Genomic DNA, 12,124 nt, shown 5'->3' with positions numbered 1-12,124 from the left:
CACTATACTTAAGTTTATTTAGAGTGAACAAAAACATGTTTATTTTTCATAAAATAGTCGAGCCCAGACCAAATTGTAAAAATAAGAGCAACCCATAAGGCAATCTGATCAAATGGAATTGAAACCATTTCAAAAATGAAATTATGTAAAAGTAAGGATGAGATGGCGATAATTTGAGTCCAGGTTTTAATTTTACCTAGCATATTCGCAGCAACTACTTCTCCATCTTTTGCTAATACTAAACGAAGACCAGTCACAGCAAATTCTCTGCTTATGATGATAATCACGATCCAGGAAGCCGCAAAATGCAATTCGACTAATATGACAAGTGCAGCTGAAACCAGCAGCTTATCAGCGAGTGGATCAAGAAACTTACCTAGATTGGTAACAAGATTGTATTTTCTAGCATAGTAGCCATCAACCCAATCTGTTGTTGAAGCAATAATAAAGATTAAAGCTCCTACAAAATGTGCGACTGAAAGCTCCGCACCTAAAAACTTCATCATCCCCCATGGGAAAGGAATGAGCATAAAAATTAAAAAAACAGGAATTAAAATAATACGTGAAATGGTTATTTTATTTGGTAAATTCATGGTTTTCCTCCAATATTGTGCAATGAAGAGAAAAGCAAAAGGTGAAGCTTATCGTCTTCTTAAATGTAATTTAAAATCAGATTTATTCGGAAAGAAGAACAAAAGCGCAAGCGCCTTGAACAGCCCTGAAGAAAAATGTTCTCATGACTCAAAAAGTGTTTTTTACTTTTAGAGGCATAAGGTTATTTTTCACAAGGGCTAGGCGCAGGCCGATTAAGAGCGCCACGGCCATATGTCTTCATAGGGACTCGTACTTCCTGTACATCGAAGCTGGACGTCGAACTAATTCTTCCAAAGTTATTCACAGCCAACTATTTTATAATTTCTTTAAAAACGAAAGAAATGCCATCTAATAAGATGACTATTCTTTCGACTTAACAAAGTTAATCGTTATATCTTGACGAACCGATTGTGTAGGAGAAACGGCAAATTCTAACTTTTGATCGTTCACATATATCTCAGTCTCTGTTGATTTCCCCACAACGATGACGGCTCCTGTTTCATTTGTAAAATCAATAGATTGACTTTCAGTTGCACCTTTTTTTAGAATCCCCTGAAAAAAGGAATGACCTTTGTCATTTAATATATTTACCCAAGTTTCTCCAGTAGAAACAACCTTTAATTGAAACTTATCTGTATTTTTTAAATCATAAGTTGTTTTATTCCCATTTGTTTGAGCAACTGCAAGTTCCTGCTGGGGTGCAACTGGAGCAGGTTTTGTTTCGGACTTATTCGTTTCTTTTGTTTTATTTGACTTTTTATTTTCCTTCTCTGAGCTCTTACTAGTATCCTTTAAATTTGTTTCATATTTAGTATCTTTGTTAACGTCATCTATCTTGTTATTTGTCCTAACACCGGCATTTTGTTGCAACAGATACCAAATAAGTACAAGAAATCCAATAACAAAAATAGTAATAAGTATTTTTGGCAATACAGATAAGATTTTTGTACTATTATTGGAAATGGCTGGTCGTGCTTGTACTCTTGAAAGCTTTTCAGGAATATCATCATTCATTGTTGCAGGTATTTCATCCTTAAATTCTACTAACAATTCTTCGATCTCTATTCCCACCGCTTCAGCATACTGCTTGATAAAAGCTCTAACATAAAACTTACCTGGCATCATGCTGTAATTGCCTTCTTCAATCCCTACCAAATATCGCTTTTGAATCTTTGTTGCATTTTGTAAGTCATCAAGACTTAACCCTTTTGACAAACGTGCTTCTTTTAATCGATTACCTAATTCAGACAATAATAACACCTTCCAACTAACTAAAAATCAAATCCCTCAAACTCAGAAAGAGAAAACAGCGTGTTTTTCTCTACAGCGTCATACTTAATTTCTTCATCAAATTCATTTCTCAACTCAATAATGTAATCAAAATCATCCATTGTATATTCCGTATTTTGTATAAAAACGTCAGGGTGCTCCACTACTTTAACAGCGGGAACACGCATAACTTCACGAATTAACTGCCAATGTCGTTCATTTGCTCTTTGGGTTGATACAATCCCATCAATAATAAATAAGTTATTTTCATGATATTCGTCTTCAATAAGCTGGTTTCGAATGGTTTGCTTTAATAAAGTAGAAGAAACAAACAACCATCTTTTATTGGCACACACACTTGCAGCAACGATGGACTCCGTTTTCCCAACTCTTGGCATTCCTCTTATTCCTATTAATTTATGACCATTTTTTTTAAAAAGCTCTGCCATAAAATCAACTAATATTCCAAGTTCATTTCTAACAAATCGAAAAGTTTTTTTATCATCTTCATCTCTTTGTATGTATCGCCCATGCCTAACTGCCAAGCGATCGCGTAGCTTAGGTTCGCGTAGCTTCGTTACTTTGATCGTATCCATCGTTTGCAAAATGGACTCTAATCTTAAAACTTGTTCGTGATCCTTTGCCAGTATTAATAATCCACGGCGACCCTCATCTACTCCATTAATGGTCACAATATTAATTGATAGCATTCCAAGCAATGAAGAAATGTCACCAAGTAAGCCAGGTCGGTTTTTTTGAATTTCATATTCAAAATACCATTCCTTTTTCTGCATAAAAAACCTCCTTGTGACATATTTCATCATTTTTTTGATCTAGCTTCTATATTAAATGATTTTATCTAAAGATGAAAGAAAAACCAATATACAATAAGGGAAAATTCAGCATTTACTAAAATTATTTTAAAATAAAATCATTTCAGAATAAAAATACCCTGCCAAATTTCCTTTGACAAGGTATTTTGTGTTTACTATCTTATAAGCATTTTTTGGCCATTAATGAGTTCCGTTGTTTTGAACAAGCTTCACCATTACATTTGCTAAAGCATGTTGTTCTTCTGTACTTGCAACTGACCATAAGTCAGCAAGGACTTTTTCTTGATCATTCTTTGGCTGGACTTGCTTTGCTAAATAATCCCCAATTTGAAAGGCTAGATCATTAACCACTTCTTTGTTCATTCCTTGATTTTCAGCCTGATTAATACGATCTCCTAAAAAATCCTTCCATTGCTGCCAATTTTCTAATACGGACATTTCAAAACCCCCTTAATTGTCTTACAAAGATTATTTTGCATGGTTGGTCATAAAAATATTCATATTTCTTTCCTATAGTTAAGCCTCTGTTAAATTTCAGTGTTGATTTATAATCGTCAGGAAATTCACTCGCTTTCCGCGGACGAACTGGCAACTGGCAAGCCTCCTCGCTCGTACCTCACTGCGGGGTCTTTCCAGCCCGTTTTTCCGCAGGAGTCTCGCAAATTTCCTTCCAAAATCAATATTATCGTTTAACAGAGCCATAGTTAAAGAAGATAATTAGACGAACCATCCTCCATTAACGCCAAGTATTTGCCCAGTAATATAGGCGGATTTTTTTGATAATAAAAAAGACACACTCTCTGCAATTTCATTCGACTGCGCAAGTCTTCCCATCGGAATTTCATCCATAATTGCATAAATTTCGTCCTCCGAAAATTGTTTTAACATGGGAGTTTCAACAGCACCTGGGGCAACACCATTTACTCTAATACCATTTAAAGCCAATTCCTTGCTTAATGCTTTTACAAAAGAAATTTGCGCCCCCTTTGCTGCTGAATAAACAACTTCACACGCAGCTCCTATTTGACCCCATATAGATGAGATCACAATAATATTACCTTTTTGTTTCCTTAGCATTTTAGGAAGAAGTTCTTTCGTTAATAACATAGGACTTGTCACATGAATGCTAATTAATTGTTGAACGGTCTCTTTTTCAATATCAGCAAATAGTCCATAGTGGCTGATGCCACAATTATGAATGATTCCATCAATTGAAAGGATTTGATCTGCTAAGATTTGATAGCCATCCTCAGTCGAAAGATCTGCTTGTACAGGAATAAATTCTCCTGAAAAAGTATTTAAATCTTCTATTAATTCAGCTATTACCTCCTTATTTTGATGATAATGTAAATAAAGTGAATAGCCTTCTTCTGCTAGTTTTTTCGCAATCGCTCTGCCGATCCCACTACTTGCACCTGTTATTAAAATATAATCCCCCAAGATAACTCCTCCATCGATTCTACCCTAATAATCATGAAAAAGCGCCGAAACATCGACGCTCCTACAAACGATCCCTATTATATCTAAATTATTCTTCATTTATCCTTTAGGAACTACTTGACAGACCGATAGACGCTCTTCAGCAATAAAAGTATGTGTAGCAGCTTTAAGATCCTCAAGAGTAATTTGCTCAATAGTAGGCACGACATCAAATAAATTCATATCATTAAATGCATATCGTGTGAATTGATTCGCAATATACTCTGGAGAATTGACTGCTCGAAGAAATGCACCAATTTTTTTCTTTTTTGCACGTTCTAAACTTTCTTGTGAAAACTCAGCTTCTTTTCCTTTCATTAGCATTTGCTTAATTGTCTCTGCTAACAAATCTGGATTACTTGTATCCCCACCAACCATCGCAAATCCAAAACCTTGTTCTTGTGTATAGTCAAAAGAAAATGTCTCATCTATTAAGCCATCGGAAAATAACTTATGATAATTGTCAGAGCTTTTTCCAAAAAGTAAATCTAACAAAATATTTATCGTCAACTCATTTTTAAGCATTTCATCCCCGGACTGATTCACATCCAATGCTTTTAACCCGACGAGACATTTGGAACTATGCACATTCATTTTTAAAACTTGCTTTTGTTCGGCAGCCTCCAAGGGTTCCTCATCAAACTGCCGCTTAATTTCAGCCTGCTTTTCAAAAGGTTTTTTTGTTTGATTTTCTTTCACAAGCTTCATGATATGATCGACATCGACAGGACCAACTATAAACAAAAGCATATTGCTCGGATGATAAAAGGTGTGATAACATTCATAAAGCAGATCTTTTGTAATGTTTGCAATAGAGCTTATTGTCCCTGCGATATCAATCTTCACAGGGTGATTTTTATACATATTCTGGATCAGCCCAAAATAAAGTCTCCAATCTGGATTATCATCGTACATTGTAATTTCTTGTCCAATAATTCCTTTTTCCTTTTCGACTGTTTTTTCAGAAAAATAAGGCTCTTGCACAAAATTAATCAATGTTTCTAAGTTCATTTCAACATTAGAAGTACTCGAAAAAAGGTAGGCCGTTCGAGTAAAGGATGTAAAAGCATTTGCAGAAGCTCCCTGTTTACTAAAATTCTGAAACACATCCCCTTCTTCTTTTTCAAAAAGCTTATGTTCAAGGAAATGAGCAATGCCATCAGGTACTTCTTTAAATTCACTCTCTCCTAGAGGGACAAAACGATTATCAATGGAACCATATTTTGTCGTAAATGTGGCAAAGGTTTTATTAAATCCTTTTTTCGGAAGAATATAAACCTCCAACCCATTTTCAAGCTTTTCATGATAAAGCTCTTCCTGTAATTGATCAAAATTTACTTTTTCCATTTATTTTCCTCCCTCCGCTCCTGTTAAGAAATAAATTGTATCTAACTCGACTTTTTTAGCAACTTCCATGATTTCTTCCTTTGTGACTTTATTCATTTTTTCAAGCCATTCATCAAGACTAATCTCCTGATTGGCAACGACATTATGATACAAAATCTCAATCGTTCCCCTTGACGTATCAATCGTTTCGAGTATTTGGTTATGAATAACCGCTTTTGTTTGTTCTAACTCTTGATCGGTAAAGTCGCCTGATTTCATAGCGTCCATTTGTTCGCGTATGATGGTTACAGCTTTTTCATAATTTTGATTATCAATCCCTGCCATAACCATTAATAATCCTTTATGACTTTCTACACGACTTGCTGCATAATAAGCAAGACTTGCTTTTTCACGAACATTGATAAATAGCTTCGAATGTGAAAATCCTCCATAAATACCGTTGAATACTTGTAGTGCATAGTAATCTGGGCTGCCATAAACAACATTTGTCCGGTACCCTATGTTTAACTTTCCTTGATTAATATCCTGTACTTCCTTCACTTCGTGTACTTTTTCTTTTATTGCAGTCTCGTTTTTCTCCAATTGTTTAGGTGTTCTTTGCTCAAATTGAATTAGATCTTCTAAGTAGGAAGAAACCTCATCTTCATTCACATCGCCGATAACATATAAATCTAATTGATCTTCCGAAAACGCTTGTTGATAATACTTAAAGAGAGATTGATTCGTAATTTCATCCACTTCATCTTTATTTCCATGTACATGCAAGGCGTATGGTTCATCCTGACACATTTCTTCTACTAAACGGAAATTCGAATAACGCATTTTATCATCAAATAAAGATTGAATTCTTTGTTTTAAGTTTCTTTTTTCGATCTCAACAGTGTCTTTACGGAAATAATCAACTTCAACATTTGGATTTAAGAGTATTTCAGCTAAAAATTGAAAGCCTTTTTGCAATAATGGGGTTGGATCTGATAAAAACTTTTCATTTGCTATTTCTAAAGAAAAGCTCATAATATGGTATTCGCCTTTTTTAGAAAGATCAACAAAAAAGGTTGCTCCATACAAATCATCTAAATGAGAACGTAAAATCGTTGTGCTCGGGTAGCTCTTTGTACTATTTTGCAGCACATATGGCAGTAACGATCTTTTTGTAACATCAGCTTTGTTTAAAGGTGCTTTCATCCTCCACACAATGGTATTCGTTTTATATTTGCTTGTTTGAACAAGATGAAGAGCATACCCCTTCATTGGTTTAATCGTTTCTTGAACAACACCCATTCTACATCCTCCTATCAAATTGCATGCTTTATTCTATGTATATGTATACATTCAATAAGAACATATCTAGTTTTTCCAATTTCTCCGAGTCTATTCTAACTATACCTTGCTGCTTGATCGTTTTTCAAATAATAAGTCATTTCGTTTTTTGGTCTATTGTATTGAAGTATAAGTTATTGGAAGGTAGACTTTGTCTAGCTCGACCACTTTACGTTGATGAGCAAGGGCACTTGCGCTTTTGTTACAACAAAAAAGGATGGACAAAAAATACATTCAAAAGTATTTTCGTCCATCCGTTCATTTGGTACTTCAAGCTTAAATTATCTTTTTCCTTTTAAATAAGGGGTACCTAATGCTTTAGGAGCATCAGCACGTCCGATAAATCCAGTTAAGGCAAGAATGGTTAATACGTAAGGGGCAATGAGTAAGTATACATTTGGAATATTATCTAAAAATGGCAAGCTCGATCCGATAATACTTAAGCTTTGTGCAAAACCAAAGAAAATGGCTGCACCCATTGCACCAAGTGGATGCCATTTCCCAAAAATCAAAGCAGCTAAGGACATAAACCCTTGTCCGCTTATGGTAGCGTGGCTAAAATCTGATGAAATGGATTGTGCATACACTCCACCTCCGACCCCAGCAAGGGCTCCTGAAATGATAACGCCAATATAGCGCAATTTTGTTACATTGATCCCCATCGTATCAGCTGCCATGGGATGCTCTCCTACGGACCGAAGGCGTAAACCAAATGGAGTCTTAAACATCACGTACCAAGCAATAATCGCAACGACAATAGCCACAAACGATGTATAATACGTATTTGAGAAAAATATCTCCCCAATAAAAGGAATATCACTCAAAAAAGGTATATCCACCTTGCTAAATCCTATTTGGATAATATCTGTTTGCCCTTTCCCGTAAATAAATTTTACAAGAAATAAAGCAAGTCCAAGGCCAAGGAGGTTAATGGCAACTCCAGACACGGTCTGATCTGCTCGAAATGTAATAGACGCTGCTGCATGTAAAAGTGAAAATAAAGCTCCTACTATCATAGCAACGAGTAGTGATATCCACGGTGTAAAGCTTCCCAAAGTTTGATCAAACGTTAAATTAAATACAATGGCAGTAAAAGCACCAATCACCATTAAACCTTCTAAGCCAATATTTACAATCCCAGATCTTTCAGAAAAGTTACCACCTATTGCTGTGAAAATAAGGGGAGCCGCCCAAAGCAACGTAGATGGAACAATGATTAACAACATGTCCATAAACCCCACTTATTTCACCCCCTTTTTACTAAATCGTTCCATAAGCCATCGAATTAAGTAGCTAGCTGCAACAAAAAAGACTATTAAAGCAATAATAATATCGACAAGTTCATTTGGAACTTCAGCTTCTAAAGGCATATTTAACGCTCCTACCTTTAAGCTGCCAAATAACAATGCTGCTAGTACAATTCCAAGCGGAGCATTCCCGCCGAGCAACGCAACAGCAATTCCATCAAATCCAACGCCTGTAAAGCCGCCCTTAACAGCTGCATAGCCAAATGTTCCTAGACCTTCCATCGCTCCGGCTAATCCAGCAAAAGCTCCAGAAACCACCATTGAAAGCATGATATTGCGATTGACATTCATCCCAGCATATTTTGCTGCATGCTGATTAAACCCAACTGCTCTTAACTCGTATCCTTTTGTTGTTTTTTCTAAAAGAAACCACATAATAAAGACACATAGAATGGAGATTAAAATCCCCCAATGCAAGCGAGAATAATCAGTCATGCTCTCCAATAAAGGGGATTTCAACGAAGCAGATTCCGATATTTTATCCGTTTTGTCACTGTTCTCAGATAAGACAGTCCGAATCAAATAGTTCGTCACATGTAAAGCAATATAGTTCATCATAATGGATACAATAACTTCATGAACATGAAAGCGAGCTTTCAAAAACCCAGGAATTAATCCCCAAATAGCACCAGCTGCTGCTGCTGCAAGAATAGCAAGTGGCAAATGAATGATTTTCGGTAAATCAAAAGCAACACCGACCCAAACAGCAGCCACCCATCCAACAATTAACTGACCTTCCACTCCGATGTTGAACAAACCTGTTCGAAAGGCAAAAGCTACAGCAAGTCCAGATAATATGTATGGTGTAACCTGTCTAATGACCTCTCCAATATAATAACTATCTCCAAATGCGCCATTCCATAAGGCAGAGTAAGCTGTAATCGGATTATAGCCTGTTCCTATCATTAAGATCGTTCCAACAATGATTCCTAAAAAAACAGCAATAATCGAAATAAAAAAGCTTTTCAATCGATTAGTCATCTAATCTATTACCTCCTTGCTTGATCCTGCCATTAACAAACCAAGCTCTTGCTCTGTTGTCTCTTTGGGATCAACGATTGCGACAATTTTCCCTTCATAAATGACTGCAATCCGGTCACTGACATTCATAATTTCATCAAGCTCAAAGGATAGCAGCAATACAGCTTTTCCATTATCACGCTGCTCAATTAAACGTTTATGGATGAACTCGATTGCCCCAACGTCTAGGCCTCTTGTTGGCTGAGCTGCAATCAATAAATCAGGGTCTCGATCTACTTCGCGGCCAATTATGGCTTTTTGCTGATTTCCACCAGATAATGAACGGGCTAATGTATATTCATTCGGCGTACGAACGTCGTATTCATTGATTAAACTTCGTGCTTTAACATAGATTTCTTTATAATTAAGAACACCATTCTTTGAAAAAGGAGGTTGATAGTACGTTTGTAAAACCATGTTTTCTCCAATTGGAAAATCAAGAACAAGTCCTAGTTTATGTCGATCTTGTGGAATATGCCCTAATCCAGCTTCCGTAATTTTTCTCGCACTAAACTTCCGTATTTCCTGGCCATTAAACAAAATAGAACCATCTTGCGATTTCCTTAATCCTGTTATGGCTTCAATTAATTCTGTTTGTCCATTCCCATCAACACCAGCAATTCCAATAATTTCACCTGATCGAACAGATAAATTGAGCTGGTTGACCACTTTTACCCCACGAGCATCTTCTACAACTAAATCTTTAATTTGCAGAACTTCTTCCTTAGGCTGTGCTTCTTTTTTCTCCGTTTTAAAGGTTACTTCACGGCCAACCATTAAACTAGCTAATTCATTTGGCTCTGTGTCTTTTACGAAAAGTGTGCCAATCCCTTTCCCTTTTCTAATAACAGTTACTTGATCACAAACTTCCATGATTTCTTTTAGCTTGTGAGTAATTAAAATAATCGATTTTCCTTCTTTTATTAAGTTTTTCATAATTTGAATCAATTCGTTTATTTCTTGTGGAGTCAAGACAGCAGTAGGTTCATCAAATATAAGAATCTCGGCACCTCTATACAATGTCTTTAATATTTCTACTCTTTGCTGCATCCCTACTGATATATCTGATATCTTGGCTTGCGGATTTACAGCAAGACCGTATCGTTTAGAAATGGCTTCTACCTCTTTTTCAGCTTTTTTAATATCAATCTTCCCATTTTTGGTGATTTCTCGCCCTAATATGATATTTTCAGTCACCGTAAACGTATCTACAAGCATAAAATGCTGGTGCACCATCCCAATTCCAAGTTGATTCGCGATGTTTGGATTCGTAATTTTAACTGGCTTCCCATTAACTCGAATCTCTCCTTTTTCTGGCTGATATAGGCCAAAGAGAATATTCATTAGAGTTGATTTACCTGCACCATTTTCTCCAAGGAGTGCATGTATCTCTCCTTTTTTTACTTGTAGATTAATATTATCGTTTGCAACAATCCCAGGGAATTCTTTCCTTATATTCAGCATCTCAATTACATACTCCAACTTTACACTCTCCTTTTCAAAAAAGACAAAAGCTGCTTACTATTCTTTTTTTAACATTGCATAGACTTGTATGTTATTAAACAGCTAAAAATCTTTTTGAATCATTATGTATACAAATGCTAAAGAAAAGCAGAAGCGCTTGTTCAGCCCAGAAGAAAAATGTTCTTTTGATTCGAAAAGCGCTTAATGCTTTAAGAGGCAAAGGGTTATTTTTTCACTAGGTGAAGGCGTTAGATCAAGAAACTAGTATACCTTCTAATAGCTATACTTTTATCTTTTAAAAAAGGAATAAGAGGATAGAATGTACCCGCTTATTCCTTGTAAAATTGAAGATTTATTCTGCTTTAAAAGTAGCTAATTCCTTTTTAGTAGCTGGAACCTTAAGACTGCCACTTTTGATTTTTTCTTTCCATTCACTAACTGCAGATTCAATATCTGCTTTATTTGATACTTCAGCATTAATTGGTGCAAGTCCAACTGCATCCTCTGCTAAGCCGTAGCTAATCACATCTCCACCTGGAAATTTACCGTCCTTCGCCTTAGTTGAAAGGTCGATTACAGCTGTTTTTACACCTTTTAAAGCAGAGGTTAAAATTACATTCTGTTCCTTACCATTAATATCGACAACACCTTCTGCAGACTGGTCAGAGTCAACTCCAATTGCCCAAATCACTTTAGAAGGATCTTTCTTTTTAAGGTCACGTGCTTCTTTAAATAATCCATTACCTGTTGCACCTGCAGCGTGGAAAACAACATCAGCACCCGATGCATACATTTTTGAAGCAATCGTTTGACCTGTTTCAGCTTTATCAAATGCACCCGCATATTGTACATCTACTTTCGCACTAGGGTTAACAGCTTGCACGCCCGCTAAGAAGCCTGATTCAAAATGCTCTATAACAGGAATTTCCATCCCGCCGATAAATCCGATCGTATTAGTTTTTGTTGCTAATCCTGCTGCAACTCCAGCAAGGAATGCTCCTTCTTGCTCCTTAAAGACAACACTTGCAACATTCGGTTGCTCCACTACGGCATCAATAATTGCAAAATGAGCATCTTTTTGTTGCTTTGCAATTTCTTCAATATCCTTTTGCATTAAAAATCCGATACCAAACACCAAATTAAAATCATTACGAACAAGATTATTTAAGTTTGTAGCATAGTCAGCATCTGATTTTGATTGAAGGTAATTATATCCACCTTTTCCTTTTTTAAGTCCATTATCTTTTCCGAATTCTTGAAGTCCTTCCCAAGCTGATTGATTAAATGACTTATCATCAACCCCACCAACATCAGTTACCATCGCAACTGAGAAGGAATTCTTTTTACTTTCATCACTTGAAGCTCCATTGTCATTGCTCTTGCCACATGCACTTAAAATTGCACCTAAAGCAATAATTAGCGTAAGAATAAGACTAAAATTTCTTTTTTTCAAGTCAATTCCCCCAAAATATAATTATTTTAATAAATTAG

The 12,124-nt window shown here is 36.0% G+C and carries 11 protein-coding genes; all 11 read right to left on the bottom strand.

Translation table 11 applies throughout. The features are described 5' to 3' along the window. Window positions 1–14 precede the first annotated feature (14 nt). Complete coding sequence (gene pgsA / locus FDO66_RS15050) at window positions 15–593, bottom strand: CDP-diacylglycerol--glycerol-3-phosphate 3-phosphatidyltransferase (protein ID WP_141433484.1); 579 nt, start codon at window positions 591–593, stop codon at window positions 15–17. A 361-nt stretch (window positions 594–954) separates the two neighbouring features. After that, the gene (locus FDO66_RS15045) at window positions 955–1,845 is read right to left on the bottom strand and encodes a helix-turn-helix domain-containing protein (protein WP_141433483.1); all 891 of its coding nucleotides are present in this window, start codon (window positions 1,843–1,845) and stop codon (window positions 955–957) included. A gap of 20 nt (window positions 1,846–1,865) precedes the next feature. Beyond that, window positions 1,866–2,657, bottom strand: a complete 792-nt coding sequence (locus FDO66_RS15040) for a DUF3388 domain-containing protein (protein WP_141433482.1) — start codon at window positions 2,655–2,657, stop codon at window positions 1,866–1,868. A 219-nt stretch (window positions 2,658–2,876) separates the two neighbouring features. Continuing rightward, the gene (locus FDO66_RS15035) at window positions 2,877–3,134 is read right to left on the bottom strand and encodes a DUF3243 domain-containing protein (protein ID WP_141433481.1); all 258 of its coding nucleotides are present in this window, start codon (window positions 3,132–3,134) and stop codon (window positions 2,877–2,879) included. Between the two features lie 279 nt (window positions 3,135–3,413). Next, window positions 3,414–4,136 (bottom strand): elongation factor P 5-aminopentanone reductase, encoded by a 723-nt coding sequence (gene ymfI / locus FDO66_RS15030; protein WP_141433480.1) that lies wholly within the window; start codon window positions 4,134–4,136, stop codon window positions 3,414–3,416. Window positions 4,137–4,235: 99 nt separating this feature from the next. Further along, window positions 4,236–5,522: an EF-P 5-aminopentanol modification-associated protein YfmH gene (yfmH, locus tag FDO66_RS15025; RefSeq protein WP_141433479.1), complete on the bottom strand. Its 1,287-nt coding sequence runs from the start codon at window positions 5,520–5,522 to the stop codon at window positions 4,236–4,238. Then, window positions 5,523–6,803, bottom strand: coding sequence for an EF-P 5-aminopentanol modification-associated protein YfmF (gene yfmF / locus FDO66_RS15020; protein WP_141433478.1), 1,281 nt, complete (start codon window positions 6,801–6,803; stop codon window positions 5,523–5,525). It abuts the gene before it with no gap. A gap of 320 nt (window positions 6,804–7,123) precedes the next feature. Beyond that, window positions 7,124–8,083, bottom strand: coding sequence for an ABC transporter permease (locus tag FDO66_RS15015; protein WP_141433477.1), 960 nt, complete (start codon window positions 8,081–8,083; stop codon window positions 7,124–7,126). Continuing rightward, window positions 8,084–9,130 (bottom strand): ABC transporter permease, encoded by a 1,047-nt coding sequence (locus FDO66_RS15010; RefSeq protein WP_141433476.1) that lies wholly within the window; start codon window positions 9,128–9,130, stop codon window positions 8,084–8,086. After that, entirely contained in the window at window positions 9,131–10,651 is a 1,521-nt protein-coding gene (locus FDO66_RS15005) for an ABC transporter ATP-binding protein (RefSeq protein WP_141433475.1), read from the bottom strand. A 334-nt stretch (window positions 10,652–10,985) separates the two neighbouring features. Beyond that, window positions 10,986–12,086, bottom strand: a complete 1,101-nt coding sequence (locus FDO66_RS15000) for a BMP family lipoprotein (protein ID WP_141433474.1) — start codon at window positions 12,084–12,086, stop codon at window positions 10,986–10,988. Between the last annotated feature and the right edge of the window lie 38 nt (window positions 12,087–12,124).

Source organism: Bacillus sp. 03113 (genome assembly GCF_006546985.1).
In the GTDB taxonomy this organism is placed as follows: Bacteria; Bacillota; Bacilli; order Bacillales; family Cytobacillaceae; genus VATK01.
Note: the sequence above shows the minus strand (reverse complement) of the source record. Positions and strands in the feature narration are given on the sequence as shown.